At 62.2% G+C, this 14153-nt stretch carries 13 protein-coding genes; 6 read left to right on the forward strand and 7 right to left on the reverse strand.

The annotated features are described in order from the left end of the window. Positions 1-42: 42 nt before the first annotated feature. Genes AEP_RS09460 through AEP_RS09480 form a run of 5 tightly spaced genes read left to right on the forward strand, consistent with a single transcriptional unit; the run spans position 43 to position 4521 of the window. Positions 43-750: an energy-coupling factor ABC transporter ATP-binding protein gene (locus tag AEP_RS09460; RefSeq protein ID WP_087495154.1), complete on the forward strand. Its 708-nt coding sequence runs from the start codon at positions 43-45 to the stop codon at positions 748-750. A 3-nt stretch (positions 751-753) separates the two neighbouring features. After that, positions 754-1371: an energy-coupling factor transporter transmembrane component T family protein gene (locus AEP_RS09465; protein WP_087495155.1), complete on the forward strand. Its 618-nt coding sequence runs from the start codon at positions 754-756 to the stop codon at positions 1369-1371. A gap of 5 nt (positions 1372-1376) precedes the next feature. Continuing rightward, a complete protein-coding gene (locus AEP_RS09470) occupies positions 1377-1943 on the forward strand; it encodes a biotin transporter BioY (protein WP_087495156.1) in 567 nt (188 codons plus the stop codon). Further along, on the forward strand, positions 1943-3358 hold the full coding sequence (locus AEP_RS09475) for an AMP-binding protein (protein WP_087495157.1): 1416 nt from the start codon (positions 1943-1945) through the stop codon (positions 3356-3358). The genes AEP_RS09470 and AEP_RS09475 overlap by 1 nt, the downstream gene beginning before the upstream one ends. Beyond that, positions 3337-4521, forward strand: a complete 1185-nt coding sequence (locus AEP_RS09480) for a thiolase family protein (protein ID WP_087495158.1) — start codon at positions 3337-3339, stop codon at positions 4519-4521. Before AEP_RS09475 ends, AEP_RS09480 begins: the two co-directional genes overlap by 22 nt. Here AEP_RS09480 and AEP_RS09485 read toward each other — a convergent pair. The 7 genes from AEP_RS09485 to AEP_RS09515 all read right to left on the reverse strand — a co-directional run bounded on the left by AEP_RS09485 (position 4518) and on the right by AEP_RS09515 (position 12885). Then, positions 4518-5195 carry a nitroreductase gene (locus tag AEP_RS09485; protein ID WP_087495159.1) on the reverse strand — a complete coding sequence of 226 codons (678 nt, stop codon included), beginning with the start codon at positions 5193-5195 and terminating at the stop codon, positions 4518-4520. The two genes, AEP_RS09480 and AEP_RS09485, sit on opposite strands and share 4 nt — an antisense overlap. A gap of 5 nt (positions 5196-5200) precedes the next feature. Further along, a complete protein-coding gene (locus tag AEP_RS09490; RefSeq protein WP_087495160.1) occupies positions 5201-6130 on the reverse strand; it encodes a 2-hydroxyacid dehydrogenase in 930 nt (309 codons plus the stop codon). 35 nt (positions 6131-6165) lie between these two features. Beyond that, positions 6166-8202 carry an acetyl-CoA carboxylase biotin carboxylase subunit gene (locus AEP_RS09495; RefSeq protein ID WP_087495161.1) on the reverse strand — a complete coding sequence of 679 codons (2037 nt, stop codon included), beginning with the start codon at positions 8200-8202 and terminating at the stop codon, positions 6166-6168. 157 nt (positions 8203-8359) lie between these two features. Next, positions 8360-9523 (reverse strand): alpha/beta hydrolase family protein, encoded by a 1164-nt coding sequence (locus tag AEP_RS09500; protein WP_232459971.1) that lies wholly within the window; start codon positions 9521-9523, stop codon positions 8360-8362. Between the two features lie 45 nt (positions 9524-9568). After that, entirely contained in the window at positions 9569-10198 is a 630-nt protein-coding gene (locus AEP_RS09505) for a DUF3226 domain-containing protein (protein WP_087495163.1), read from the reverse strand. Continuing rightward, a complete protein-coding gene (locus tag AEP_RS09510) occupies positions 10185-11195 on the reverse strand; it encodes an AAA family ATPase (protein WP_087495164.1) in 1011 nt (336 codons plus the stop codon). Before AEP_RS09510 ends, AEP_RS09505 begins: the two co-directional genes overlap by 14 nt. Positions 11196-11262: 67 nt before the next feature. After that, positions 11263-12885 (reverse strand): carboxyl transferase domain-containing protein, encoded by a 1623-nt coding sequence (locus tag AEP_RS09515; protein ID WP_087495165.1) that lies wholly within the window; start codon positions 12883-12885, stop codon positions 11263-11265. A 121-nt stretch (positions 12886-13006) separates the two neighbouring features. Between AEP_RS09515 and AEP_RS09520 the strand changes: the two genes are divergently transcribed. Beyond that, positions 13007-14152 (forward strand): AraC family transcriptional regulator, encoded by a 1146-nt coding sequence (locus AEP_RS09520; RefSeq protein ID WP_087495166.1) that lies wholly within the window; start codon positions 13007-13009, stop codon positions 14150-14152. Position 14153 lies beyond the last annotated feature (1 nt).

Raw genomic sequence — 14153 nt, forward strand, 5'->3', positions numbered from 1 at the left:
TTTCCCGGAGCACTCATCCGGAGCACTTAAGAGGCGCCCGTTTTGCTAAGCATCTCCAACGCCGTCCTGACGCGGGGAATCACCCCGGTGTTCAACGGCCTGACCCTGCAACTGAATGAGCCCCGCATCGGGCTCATCGGCGACAACGGCGCCGGCAAAAGCAGCCTGTTCCGCATGGCCTGCGGACTGGAGGCGCCGCAAAGTGGCAGCGTCACCGTGCAGGGTTTGCAAGCATTCCGCATCAACGCCCAGCGTCCCAACCTCGTGGGCATGATGTTCCAGAACCCGGACGACCAGATCGTCTTTCCCACGGTGCAAGAAGAGCTGGCGCTGGGTCTGACGGCCACCGGCTTGCCGCGGCGCGACGCCATCACCCGAGCCCGCGCTTTCCTTGCCACCCGCGGACTGGAAGCCTGGGCCGAACGTGCCATCAGCAGCCTGAGCCAGGGGCAGCGCCAGCATGTCTGCTGGCTGGCGATCCTGCTGTGCCAACCCGCATTGATCCTGCTGGACGAACCCTTTGCCAGCCTGGACCTGCCGGGCCAGGCCTTGCTGCACGACGACATGGCGCGGGCATCACAGCAGATCATCGTCTCCACCCACGTGCTGGAGCATTTGCGCAACTTTGATCGCGTCATCTGGCTGGACTCTGGCCGGGTGCGTGCCGACGGCGATGCTGAGACGGTGTGCGCGCAATACCGCGCGGATGTCGCCGCCCGGATTGCCGCCCGCACTGCCGTGACGCGCTGAATCATGGGCAGCCTTTACAGCGAACACCGCACTTGGCTGCACGCCGTGCCCGCCGGTTGGAAGCTGGGCCTGCTGGTGGTCTTGAGCACGGGCATTTTCTGGATCCAGTCGCCCGGATTGCTGGGTTTGGCGTGCGCACTTTGCCTGTGTCTGTACCTCTCGCTGGGTAAAGCCATGGCCCAGGGGCAGAGATTGCTGCGGGCGCTACTCATCGCCGCCACATTGGTGCTGGTATTCCATGCTGTTTTGGGGCAACCCATGGTGGGCGTAGTGAGTGTGCTGCGCATGGCAGGGGCCTCGCTGCTTAGCATCGCCCTGACCCTGACCACCCGCAGCGGCGAACTGCAAGACGTGCTGGAACGCCTGCTGACGCCCCTGCAACGCTTCGGCATACGGGCAGACCGGTTTGCCCTGCAGCTGGCACTGATGCTGCGCTTTATCGAACACTTTTTTGCGGTGTGGACGCGCCTCGACGATTCGCACCGGTTGCGCACCGGCAAGGGTGGTGGCCTGCGACTGCTGGCGCCACTGACCATCCAGATGCTGCAAACCGCGCGCCGGGTGGCCGACACGCTCGATGTTCGCTTGGGCGAACCGCCGAGCCCAAAAGCACGACAATAGACCCCATGCAACGTAACCATTCCATCGCTCTCGTTGCCCTGTTTGCCGCCCTCATGGCGGTACTGGGCTTGATCCCCAAAATCGACTTGCCCTTTGGCGTGCCCATCACCTTGCAAACCTTGGGCGTCATGCTCGCCGGCTGCCTGTTGGGCCCCCGCCTCGCGTTACGGGCACTGGTGTTGTTCCTGGTGGCCGTGGCCATTGGCCTGCCCTTGCTCTCCGGCGGCCGTGGCGGCTTTGGCGTTTTCACGACTCCTGCTGCGGGCTACCTGTTGGCTTGGCCCTTGGGGGCCTTCGTCGCAGGACTGGTGATGCGCACGCTGCCCGCCAGCTCGCCACGCCGTGTTGCCTTGAGTGCCTTTGTGGCCTCGGCCATCGGCGGCCTCTTGGTCATCCACGCGAGCGGCGTGGTCGGCCTGATGAAAATCGCCGGCATGGACTTCACCCAAGCTTTGATCGCCACCAGCGCGTTCGTGCCCGGTGACCTGATCAAGTGCGTGCTCACCGCCGTGGTGTGCCACACCGTGGCCCGCGGCTTGCCCGACTGGAAATTCGGCAAACAAGGCGCCTGATGCCTGAGACCCCGGAGTTGGTGCACAGCCGGCTGTCCCGCTGGGCCCGGGACCGGGGAACGGCACTCGCCATCCAGAGCGAAGCCGGAAACATCACTTTCGCGGAGTTGGCTCAGCAAGTACAAGCCCATGCGGAGGCTTTGTCTCGCTCATGCGCACCAGCCACTGTGTTGCAAGACAGCGGCCTGCCGCTGCTGCAACGCTTGACCGCTTTCTTGGGCACCATCGCCAGCGGCCGTTGTGCTGCCGTGAGCGACCCGGCCTGGCCCGAGGTAGTGCTGACTGCCGTGCGTGCCAATCTGCCTGATACGCCCTGCGACAGTGCCGCACCTATCCCGCTGAGTCCGTTCTACACCGGCTTCACCTCCGGCAGCACCGGCCTGCCCAAAGGCTTCCGGCGTCATCACCGTTCCTGGACGGAAAGCTTCGCGCTGTGCCTGAGCACCTTTGGCGACGCTGCCTCCACCCGCATACTCGCACCGGGTCGGGATTCACATTCGCTGTTTCTCTTCGGCATGTTGCTGGGCTTGTGGACGGGCGCAGGCGTGGTGGTGCAAGAGCAGTTTTCGGCTTCTGCAGCGCTGGCCACTTTGACCACGGGGCAAACACCTTGCCTGGTGGCGGTGCCCAGCCAGTTGCTGCTGATGCTGGAGTTGGCCGCCCACCGGCAACTGCCTCCCGTGCGTGGCGTGCGGCTCATTTTGATCAGCGGCGCGCGCTGGACGCGCAGCCGCACTCCGGATTTGCAAGCTTTGTTTCCGGAGGCGCGCATCATCGAGTTTTATGGTGCCTCCGAGACCAGCTTTATCGCCTGGACCGAGTCCCACCCCGACCTGCCCGACCCCATCGTAGGTCGACCGTTTGATAACGTGGAGCTGGATGTGCGTGGCGCCACGCCGGACAGCCCGGACGGTCTGATTTACGTGCGCAGCCCGATGGTCTTTATGGATTACGTAGGCGCGTCTCACGACCACACCGCCGCCCTGCGCGATGGCGACTGGGTCTGCGTGCGCGACCTGGGGCACCTAGACGCGCAAGGCCGCTTGTGGGTGGCCGGACGCGAAAGCCGCATGCTGGTCACCATGGCCAAAAAACTGTTCCCTGAAGAACTGGAAGCCGTGCTGGAAGCCCACCCCGCCGTGGCCCGCGCATCGGTGCATGGGCTGCCGGATGCCCAGCGCGGTGTGCAGATCGTGGCGATCATCCAGTGGGCAACGGGCAGTGAACGAGCCGACCTGCATGCGCTGCAAAGCTGGTGTCGCAGCCGGCTCGAAGCCTTCAAGGTACCTCGCCAACTTTGGGTGCACGCTGATTGGGCCTTCACGGCCAGCGGCAAGACGGACCACCCGACACTGAGCCGCAACCTGCCCTCTCACCTGCACGAGGCCGCGCCATGCCTGACACCGCTGCGTTGATCGCTGCGTGGGCCCGCAGCGCGGTCGCGCCGCACGGAGGCGCGTTCCGTCATTTGCATGCCCATGAGATCGGCGCCCCAGTGCTGCAAGCGCTGCTGGAGCGCGCTGGCATACCGGCCAGTGCGGTGGACGCAGTCGTCATGGGCAACGCCCTAGGCGCAGGCGGCAACCCGGCACGCATGGTGGCACTGGCTGCCGGACTACTTGACCGCTGCGCTGCGTTTTCTGTTGACACCCAATGCTGCGCCGGGCTGGATGCCGTGGCTGTTGCCGCCGGGCTGCTCGCCAGCGGCCAAGCCGAGGTCGTGGTGGCAGGGGGCGTCGAGGCCTGGAGCCGCGCGCCCATAAGGCAGCATCGCCCCCTGGTGGCCGGCGAACCCGCCACATCCTACGAGCGTCCCGCTTTTGCCCCCGAACCGGCGCGCGACCCCGACTTGCTGCAAGCGGCTGCGGACTTTGCAGCGACCCACCACATCAGCCGGGCCCAGCAAGACGCCTACGCCTTGCACAGCCACGAGCGGGCTTTGGCGCGCCGCGAGCTGCTAGCAGGTGAGATTGTTACCGTGGGTGGACTGCAATCGGATGCCTACCCGCGGGCCATACGTCCTGCTGCGGCTGCCCGGCTGCCGGTGCAAGCAGTGGGCGCTCAGACAGATGCAGGCACCGCCCCCATGGACTGCGCCGTCAGCACCCTGGCCATTTCCACCCGCGCCGATGGTGCGGCCATGGTGCTGCTGATGACGGAAGCCGCTGCCCGCAAACATGGCGTACGGCCTGCTGCCCAATTGCGCGCCAGCGCGTCTGTGGGTCAGGACCCCGCCATGCCGCTCTTGGCAGCCGAAGCGGCCACGCGGGCGGTGCTGCAACGTGCGACCCTGCAAAACGCCAGTGACTGCGAGGTGATCGAACTGCACGATGCATTTGCCGTGCAAGGTATCTCGTATTGCTCGGCCTTGGGGCTGCGCCCGGACTCCATCAACCGGCTGGGCGGAGGCATCGCGCGGGGCCACCCTATTGGCGCGTCAGGCGCAATTGCCTTGGTGCGCGTGTTGGCGGATTTGCAGCGTTTGGGCCGACCGGGTGCGTTGGGCTTGGCGGCGGTGGCTGGCGCAGGCGGCATTGGCGCCGCTACGTTAGTAGAGTGGCTAGGCGAAACGGCTTAGCCGACCACTTTGTAAAAGCTGTCCACGTCAATGCGGCTGGTCCGCGTACGGTTGACCGGAGCCGCCTCATCAGCGTACCCTAGGGCCACGCCACACACGATGTGGCTCTCCGGCCCCAGTCCCAAGTGCTCGCGCACCAGACCGGGGTACGATGCCAGCGCGCCAATGGCACAGCTAGCCAGCCCACGGGACTGCGCCGCCAACAACAGGCCGTACAGCGCCATGCCCAAATCCATGAAGCTGCCGCTGCCCAAGCCCCGCTCGATGGTCACGACCAACGCCACCGGCGCATCAAAGAAACGGAAGTTGCGCTCAAACTGCTGGTCGCGCCCGGCGCGGTCCTCGCGGGCAATGCCTATGCTGTCGTAGAGCGCACGGGCCGCGGCCACCTGCCGGCGGCGCAAATGTCCGGGCATGGGGTCGGGGAAGTAGCTGTAGTCCTCGGCCTCGGCGCTGCCTTCGCGGTAAGCACCAGACATGGCCTGCGACAAGGCCTCGCGCACCGCGCCACGCACCTGAATGAAACTGCCCGGCTGCAGGTTGGCACCACTGGGCGCCAAACGCGCATTGATGAGCACATCGTGCAACAGGGAATCAGGCACCGGCTGGCCCGTAAAGCCGCGCACCGAAGTGCGGGCGCGCGCCAAAGCGGTGAAGGCGTCGACCTCCGACATGCCGCTCAGTAGCCCCGCCCAGCATCCACCAACCCTGCCACCGACTGCCCGCTTTGCAGCGCTGCAATCTTGCGGGCGATCTGGGCAATGCTTTCCGAACGCAGGGTGCGCGCCGAGGTGTGCGGTGTGACCGTGATCTTGGGGTGCGCCCAGAACGCATGGCCTTTGGGTAGCGGCTCCACACGAAATACGTCCAGCGTGGCACCTGCAAGATGGCCACTATCGATGGCGGCGAGCAAATCAGCATCCACCACATGGGCACCACGGGCTACGTTGATCACATAACCACCGGGGCGGATATGGGCCAGTGTGCGGGCATTGAGAATGCTTTCAGTCTCGGGCGTCAGAGGCAGCAGGCACACCACGATGCGACTGGCCGCCAGAAAGTCCTTCAGCTGCGCTTCCCCATGGAAGCACTGCACGCCATCCAGATTTTTGGGTGAACGGCTCCAGCCATTCACCGGAAAATCGAACTGCGCCACGGCTTTGGCCACGCGCTCGCCCAAGACCCCAAGCCCCAGCACGCCCACAGGGTAGTCCACCCGGCTGCGCGGCTTGCGGAAGGACCACTTGCCGTTGGCCATGTCGGCCTCGTAGCCATCGAACTCACGGAAGTGGCGGATCACAGCGTGGCACACATACTCCGCCATTTGCACCGACATGCCGGCATCGTCCAAGCGGATGACGGGCACACCGGCCGGCAGGTTCAGCTTCATCAAGGCGTCTACACCGGCACCGGTGTTGAAGATGGCCTTCAAACCCCGTTGCTCGTCCAGCATCTGCTGCGGGGGTTTCCACACCACCGCGTAGTCCGCCGCCGGTGCGCCGGGTTGCCAGAGGCTGACCTCGGCGCCGGGAATGGCAGCTTGTAGGCCGGGGATCCAGGTGGCCTCGTCGAAATCGGCCGAATAGTAGGTAATGCGCAAAGAACTCATATCCGCATTTTCACCGCAGCGCGGGCTGCCTTCCTTCAAGCGGAGACAGCCATGCGCAGAAGTTCGCTGCCCTCGGTTACCTGGTCGCCCGGCGCGAAAAGCAGTTCGCCCACGGTGCCGTCGGCCGGCGCGGCAATGGTGTGCTCCATCTTCATGGCCTCCATCACGGCGAGGGCCTGACCTTTCTTGACGGCATCGCCCGCCTTCACCGCAAACGACACCACTTTGCCGGGCATGGGCGCGGTCAGGCGGCCGCCTTCAGACTGGGCGTCGCCGGCATGGGCCAGGGCATCAATTGCTATGATTTGTGTAGCACCTCGCGCAGTAAATACGTGCGCCACAGGTCCATTTCCATACACATGCAACAAGCTGCGCTGCTCGCCGAAGCGCACATCCAAGGCTTCGCCTTGTGCCGACCAATGCAGCGGATACGTCTGTCCGTCCACCGTCAGCTCCAGCGTGCCACCGCGCAACGTGCGCAACAAAGCGGTGTGGGGCTCGCCTGCGTATTCGAGGGCAAAGCTGCGCACTTGGGCACCATGGGACTTCCAGCCATCGCGCTGCGCCCAAGGGTCTTGCCAGCCACGCGCATCGGCTTGAGCGGCCTGATGTTCCCCCGTCTGCAAGGTGTGGGCAATCAAGGCAGCCGCGGCCATGGGCAGACCCACTTTGTCTTGATGGAACAAGGCGCCTGCTTCGCGCGGAATCAGCGCCGTATCCAGTTGGGCGGCTGCAAACGAGGCGCTAGTGGTCACGTGGCGCAGAAACTGCACATTGGTCGCCAGACCCACGATGTGGGTCTGCGCCAAGGCTGCGTCCAAGCGGGCCAGCGCCTCGGCGCGATTGGCGCCATGCACGATCAGCTTGGCCACCATGGAGTCATAAAACGGGCTGATGGCATCGCCCTCGCGCACACCGGAGTCCACCCGCACGCCGCGCTCTGCACGCGTGAAGCTCGCATGGGGCGGCAAACCATAGACTTGCAATGACCCAGTGGCAGGAAGGAAGTTGTTGTCGGGGTTCTCGGCGCAAATGCGGGCCTCGATGGCGTGGCCGTGGATCTGCAACTCGTCTTGGCGCAAAGGCAGCGGCTCGCCGCTGGCCACGCGCAGTTGCCACTCGACCAGGTCCAGGCCGGTGATGGCCTCGGTGACCGGATGCTCCACCTGCAGGCGGGTGTTCATCTCCATGAAGTAGAACTTCATCGCCTCGGGGTGCTCGTAGCCGCCGGGCTGCTCCACGATGAACTCCACCGTGCCCGCACCCACATAGTTCACGGCACGGGCGGCTTCCACGGCGGCTTGGCCCATCTGGGCACGCAATGCGGGCGTCATGCCCGGCGCGGGGGCCTCTTCCAGCACCTTTTGGTGGCGACGCTGCACCGAGCAGTCGCGCTCGAACAGGTAGACATAGTTGTCCTGGGTGTCGCCGAACACCTGAATCTCGATATGGCGCGGCCGCTGCACATATTTCTCAATCAGCACTGCGTCATCGCCAAAGCTGTTGATGGCCTCGCGCTTGCACGATGCCAGCGCGTCGGCAAAGTCTTCTGACCGGTCCACCGCGCGCATGCCCTTGCCACCACCGCCTGCGCTGGCTTTGATGAGCACGGGGTAACCGATGCGGTCTGCCTCGCGCTGCAGGAGCGTGGCGTCCTGGTCCTTGCCGTGGTAGCCCGGCACCAGTGGCACACCGGCCTTTTCCATCAATTGTTTGGATTCGGCCTTCAGGCCCATGGCCTGGATGGCGCTGGCAGGGGGCCCGATGAACACCAGACCCGCGGCAGCGCAAGCGTTGGCGAATTCCTCGTTCTCGCTCAGAAACCCATAGCCGGGGTGAATGGCCTGCGCGCCCGTAGCCTGGGCCGCTTCGATGATGCGCTCCCAGCGCAGGTAACTGTCTTTCGGTGCGCTGCCACCGATGTGCACCGCCTCATCACACGCAGCCACATGCTTGGCGTTCGCATCCGCATCGGAATACACCGCTACAGTTTTAATAGCTAGTCGCGCAGCGGTGGCGGCGACGCGGCAGGCAATTTCTCCGCGATTGGCAATAAGAATCTTATGAAACATGCTGTACCTCCATCGCGGATAAATCGCCTGCATGCACTGCGTGCATCAAGCAATTTGGCTGCGCCACTGCGCCCCTGTGCGGCTGGTCTCCACGATTGGCGATGAGGATTTTGGTGAACATAGGATTTCTTTGAAAAATGGAACGCGCCCGGCGCCCTTACTTGCCGGTCCAGACTACATCGTTGTCCACGGCGTAGAGCTTGCAACTGGCTCCGAAACGTTGGCAATTGCCGATGGCTCGCCCCACGGCGTAGTCACCGGTCGATGAGCCCCAGCCACCGCGGTCGCTGACTGCAAATGCGCGCGGCAAGGCCAAGCCCAGGAAGCGCTGGTAGTTCGCTTGACTGGCGGCATTGACCGGCACCTTGGCCACATCATTGATATCTGCAAACCCGCTAGCGGGCGGTCGACTCACGATGCCCGGCTTGGTAAACCCGAGGCGGGACAAGAATTCATCAGTAACGGGCAACCAATGGTCCATGTCGGCATTCAGGCCGTTGTGGCCATCTTCCCCGGAGGGGCCGAAAGCCACATAGTCCGCTTTGCCGCCGCCCGCCAACCAGGCCTTGTGCCACGTCTTGGGAACATCCGGGCCCCAGAACTTGTCGTTCTGCCAGTACATCCACAGCATGGGCACCTTGGCCTGCTTGGCAAGGCTGCCCCAGTAGCTTTCTATGGCTTGCGGACGGCACGGGTTACCCGGCTTGTTGTCCGGGTCACCGCCGGTTCCGCCGGCAAAGTTGATTCCGGCGATCAGTCCGGCGGGGGCTCGCCCGACAGTGGACACTGTGGTCAAACCACCTACTGATTGCCCGGCAACCACCCAACGGCTGGCGTCGATATAAGGCAAGGTTTTGGCGAACTCCACGGTGGCGAGCACTTGATCGGAGGCCGCCATGGACATTCCTTCCACCTGCATGCCACTGCACGTGGACCCGGTGGTTTCGGGGTCAAAGTCGCCATAGGTCTCCCAGTAACCGATCCGCGTGGGCGCCAGCACCACAAAGCCCTTGGCGGTGAAATAGCGGGCCGCTACGTCCGGCCGGTTACGGCCTTGCTGCGCTCGCTTGGCAGTAACCGCACGGCCGTGGTTGAAAACCAGCAAGGGAAAAGGCCCCTCACCCGGCGGACGAAAAATGGTGATCGCCACATTGCGGGTTTCCTGACGCCCGAACATGTCTTTGACTGTGACGGGGATGCGCACGATTTCCTCGCGCATATCCTTGGCCAGCACTTCGGCAGGCGCCGCTGCTGCGGCAGGTGCGCTTTGCGCCTGGACAAAGCCAGGAAAAAGCGCAACCAGAGTTAAGACCAAAGCCACACATCGCATATCCCGCCCCCAAATGAATTGCTAAACCAGCCCCATCTACTCCGCCAACTCCAGCAGTTCCTTCACAAACTGGCGAATGGGGCGAAATGACTCATGCTCGAAGTCCAGCAAAGCAACATCAGGATTCTTTTGCTGCGCGAGAAAAACATTCCCGTATGCAACACCCAGACTTGCGCTCAGCCATGCATGCACAGCGATCTTGTCTTTCTGCGCTGCGGTTCTGTCACCAATGTGTGGACTCACGCAATCACGGAATGTCGTGGCGCATTCGACGACTGGATTTCCAATCAAGGCATTGAGAACCAGTGCTTCAAATGCACCTGCCGATTGCGCATCAGGTAACTGCAATACTTTGCAGGGCCGATCGATTGCAGGAGATACGTCAGCGCATAGCGCTTCCCAGGACTGAGCGGTTGCAACAGGGTTTTCTTCGCTGTCTGCAATGACGCCAACCACTTTGAGAGGACCGGGACTGCGGACCTTGAGCGCCTTGAAACGCCTTGGAAAATTGTCTTTTCCCTGCACGCATTCAATATCGATTTGAGCTGCTTGCTCACCGAACCATTGATCACACATCTTTCCGACCAAATACTCTTCGTCTTGCCCTTCAACCAAGAGCAACACGGGGGCGGTAATCGCGTCGTTTCCAGGATTAGCGGACTTCATAGCCAGCCTCCATCACCGTATCCAATGCCTCATCGTTGATGACCACGGCGCGAACGTTATCTTCGTCACGCTCCAAGCGGATCAATTGGAAATCCTTCAATGCGCCCGCATCAGCAAACGTCTTGTAGGCAGCGCGTATGCAATCCCAACTGTGGGTTGTCATCATCACTTGAACATCGTTCTTGTCTGCGATCCCTTGGATGCCTTGGAACAGAATCGGCAAAGAGGAATAGTGAATACCGTTCTCGACTTCATCAATCAGTGCAAGGTGGGCATCTGTCACCAGCAAACTGCAGTAGAGGAACACTAGCCGCGAAAAACCATGCCCGAGTTGAGGTAAGGGCAACGCGCTTCGCTCTCCCTCCAACTCTACGTATATGCGCAATTCGCCATCCGGAGAAAGCGAATGTATGTCTTCTAATCTCGGCTCGATCCTTCTCAACATATCTAGTAGTTGCTTCTTCTTTCGACCAATAACCACTTTGTCAAAAAGCTGCACCGATTGCGTTTGGGTGGGCAAATGGACCGAAACCGCAAGTGGATTCCAAAAAGACAGACTCTTTAGCAGCGCATGAGCTGAGGAATGATCCATCGACAGCTTCCACAATTCACTTACATGTGAAGCATCTATGTGCTGCTCAACTTTCACACCATCCCATTCAATTCGGCTCAAAACTTGCCCTAAACCATCACTAGTTCGAAAGGAATTCAAAGACGTTGAAAGCTTCAGATTCGCGCTTGAGAAAAGCTCGATCAAACCTTGCGCACCCTTGAATACACTTTCGACAAATCGTTGGTTATCGCGCCCCTCGGTCGCTCGAAAGACGGCCGACAATCCTTGAGCCTTATTGATCTCACTAGCGCCGAAATAGACGGCCTCCAGCAGTGAAGTTTTCCCAACGTTTTGCCCACCCAAAATCAAATTCACTTTACGAAGTGAGTCAATTCGTGTGTCTTTGAAGCCCTTAAAGCCTTGAATATGAATTTTGCTCAACATAGGGTTCTCTCTCTGCAATACGAATTGCCGCCAATCCTAAGGGGTTTCACACGAGTGGTTTTAGCGGCTACATGCGGAATACGCCGAATTTTGTCTCGGGTATGGGGGCATTCAATGACGCGCTCAGCCCCAGCGCCAGCACGCGGCGGGTGTCTGCGGGGTCGATGATGCCGTCGTCCCACAAGCGGGCGGAGGCGAAGTAGGGGTGGCCCTGTTCTTCGTATTGCTGGCGGATCGGTGCTTTGAAAGCCTCCTCCTCCTCCGCGCTCCAAGTGCCACCCTTGCCTTCAATGCCATCGCGACGCACGGTCGCCAACACGCTGGCGGCCTGCTCTCCACCCATGACCGAGATGCGCGCGTTGGGCCACATCCACAAGAAGCGGGGGCTGTAGGCGCGGCCGCACATGCCGTAGTTGCCGGCACCGAAACTGCCGCCGATGATGATGGTGAACTTGGGCACCTGCGCGGTGGCCACGGCCGTCACCATCTTGGCGCCGTTGCGGGCGATGCCTTCGTTCTCGTACTTGCGGCCGACCATGAAGCCGGTGATGTTCTGAAGGAACACCAGCGGAATCTTGCGCTGGCAGCACAGCTCGATGAAATGCGCGCCCTTGAGCGCGGACTCGCTGAACAAAATGCCGTTGTTGGCAATGATGCCCACCGGCATGCCCTCCACATGGGCAAAGCCGCAGACCAGCGTAGTGCCATAGCGGGGCTTGAACTCATGCAGCTCCGAGCCATCGACGATGCGGGCGATGATCTCACGCACATCAAAGGGCTTACGGGTGTCGGTGGGGATCACCCCGTACAACTCTTCAGCTACAAATTTAGGAGCTACTGGCGCACGTAATTCGGGTGCCGGGGCCTTTTTTCTATTCAAATGCGCAATCGCCTCACGCGCCAATGAGAGCGCATGCAGATCGTTCTGTGCCAGATGGTCGGCCACGCCGGAGAGGCGGGTGTGCACATCGCCACCGCCCAGATCTTCGGCCGTCACCACCTCGCCGGTGGCCGCCTTCACCAGCGGGGGGCCACCCAAGAAAATGGTGCCCTGGTTTTTGACAATGATGGTCTCGTCGCTCATGGCGGGCACATAGGCGCCACCGGCCGTGCAGCTGCCCATCACCACGGCGATTTGCGCAATGCCCTGCGCGCTCATGTTGGCCTGGTTGAAGAAGATACGGCCGAAGTGGTCGCGGTCAGGAAAGACCTCGTCCTGATTTGGCAGGTTGGCACCGCCGGAGTCCACCAGATAGATGCAGGGCAAGTTGTTCTGCGCGGCCACTTCCTGGGCACGCAGGTGCTTCTTGACGGTGAGCGGGTAATAGGTGCCGCCTTTTACCGTGGCGTCATTGCACACGATCATGCAGTCCACACCCGAAACGCGACCGATACCGGCAATGACGCCGGCGCAGGGCGCGCTATCAGTGCCATCGCGGTCGGGATACATGGCCAGTGCGGCCAGGGGGGAGAGTTCGAGAAAGGGTGTGCCGGGGTCCAACAACATGCCCACGCGGTCACGGGGCAGCAGCTTGCCGCGGGCGGTGTGCTTGGCGCGGGCTGCATCGCCACCGCCGAGCGCCGCTTTGTCGATCTTGGCATTCAGGTCTGCCACCAGCGCGCGCATGGCGGCAGCATTGGCCGCAAAGTCGGCAGAACGCGGGTTGAGTTTGGATTCCAGCATCGTCATGGGCGCATCCGGTCAAGGTTGAACAGTCAACCGGCATTGTGCGACTGACGGCTGGCAAGCACCGCCTTGCTGAGGTTGCAAATTGCGCCACAAGAGAAACATTTTTTGGCACACTGGCGACATGCCCTCCCACCCCCCTGTTGCCGCCACGCCTATGGCTTTTGCCAGAGCAATGGTAAAGGCGTATGCGCAGTACGGGAAAGATCCTTCCCGGGCACTGGAGATGGCGCAGATTACGCCAGGTGACCTGCAACAAACGGATACCCGCATCACCGCATGGCAGATGGAGCGCCTGTCAGAGACGGCCATGCGCGAACTGGACGACGAAGCCCTGGGCTGGTTCAGCCGTCGCTTGCCCTGGGGCAGCTACGGCATGCTGGCCCGCGCCTCGATTTCAGCACCCACCTTGTACGTCGCACTAAGCCGCTGGTGCCGCCACCACGGCTTGATCGCACCCGACATCACACTCACCCTCAGCACAGCCGGTGACACCGCCAGCATCACGCTCACTGAGAACGCGACATCACCAGCCCACGGGCATGGAGCTTTTGCGCAGGTCAAGGAGGAGCCTGCAAAGCGGGCGGGGGACACGGAGCAAAAGCACCATGCCCTTGGGCTGCCCCAGACGCCCCAACCCAACCGGATCCCGGAGCCATTCCGCGAGTTCTGCATGGTCTCCGTACTGCGTAATGTGCTGGGCGTTGGCTGCTGGCTGATCGACTCGCGCATCACCCTGCTGCAGGCGGACTTCCCCTTTGAACCTCCCCCGCACGCAGATGCCTATGCAGTGCTGTTTCCGGGCCCCACGCGCTTCCAGCAAGCGCGGGCCGCTATTGTTTTTGATGCGGAGTACCTGAAGCTCCCCCTGCGGCGGGATGAAAAATCTTTGCAGCAGATGCTGCAACATGCGCTGCCACTCACCGTGCACCAGTACCGGCGCGACCGCTTGCTGGTGCAGCAGGTGCGCCAGCTGCTGAGCGCCCAGCCCCAAGACACCCACAGTGCAGAGGCACTGGCCGCTCTGCTGAACGTATCCCCCCGCACCTTGCACCGCCAACTCAGGGAAGAAGGAGCCACACTGCAGGCCCTCAAAGATGAGGTGCGCCACAGCAAGGCCAGCGAACTGCTGCTGCGCAGCCAGCGGCCCATCAAGCAGGTGGCGGAGGCCGCAGGTTTTCAGAACGAGAAAAGTTTTATCCGCGCCTTCAAAACATGGTCCGGACAGACGCCGGCCGAGTTCCGGCGCAGCGCCACACCCGGAACCTGAG

Source organism: Curvibacter sp. AEP1-3, from assembly GCF_002163715.1.
In the GTDB taxonomy this organism is placed as follows: Bacteria; Pseudomonadota; Gammaproteobacteria; order Burkholderiales; family Burkholderiaceae_C; genus Allorhodoferax.

What these genes read in the sequence shown, in the direction of transcription:
- AEP_RS09465 (WP_087495155.1), top strand. Translation starts at nt 754, where the DNA reads ATGGGCAGCCTTTACAGCGAACACCGCACTTGGCTGCACGCCGTGCCC.
- AEP_RS09470 (WP_087495156.1), top strand. Translation starts at nt 1,377, where the DNA reads ATGCAACGTAACCATTCCATCGCTCTCGTTGCCCTGTTTGCCGCCCTC.
- AEP_RS09475 (WP_087495157.1), top strand. Translation starts at nt 1,943, where the DNA reads ATGCCTGAGACCCCGGAGTTGGTGCACAGCCGGCTGTCCCGCTGGGCC.
- AEP_RS09480 (WP_087495158.1), top strand. Translation starts at nt 3,337, where the DNA reads ATGCCTGACACCGCTGCGTTGATCGCTGCGTGGGCCCGCAGCGCGGTC.
- AEP_RS09485 (WP_087495159.1), bottom strand. Translation starts at nt 5,195, where the DNA reads ATGTCGGAGGTCGACGCCTTCACCGCTTTGGCGCGCGCCCGCACTTCG.
- AEP_RS09490 (WP_087495160.1), bottom strand. Translation starts at nt 6,130, where the DNA reads ATGAGTTCTTTGCGCATTACCTACTATTCGGCCGATTTCGACGAGGCC.
- AEP_RS09495 (WP_087495161.1), bottom strand. Translation starts at nt 8,202, where the DNA reads ATGTTTCATAAGATTCTTATTGCCAATCGCGGAGAAATTGCCTGCCGC.
- AEP_RS09505 (WP_087495163.1), bottom strand. Translation starts at nt 10,198, where the DNA reads ATGAAGTCCGCTAATCCTGGAAACGACGCGATTACCGCCCCCGTGTTG.
- AEP_RS09510 (WP_087495164.1), bottom strand. Translation starts at nt 11,195, where the DNA reads ATGTTGAGCAAAATTCATATTCAAGGCTTTAAGGGCTTCAAAGACACA.
- AEP_RS09515 (WP_087495165.1), bottom strand. Translation starts at nt 12,885, where the DNA reads ATGACGATGCTGGAATCCAAACTCAACCCGCGTTCTGCCGACTTTGCG.
- AEP_RS09520 (WP_087495166.1), top strand. Translation starts at nt 13,007, where the DNA reads ATGCCCTCCCACCCCCCTGTTGCCGCCACGCCTATGGCTTTTGCCAGA.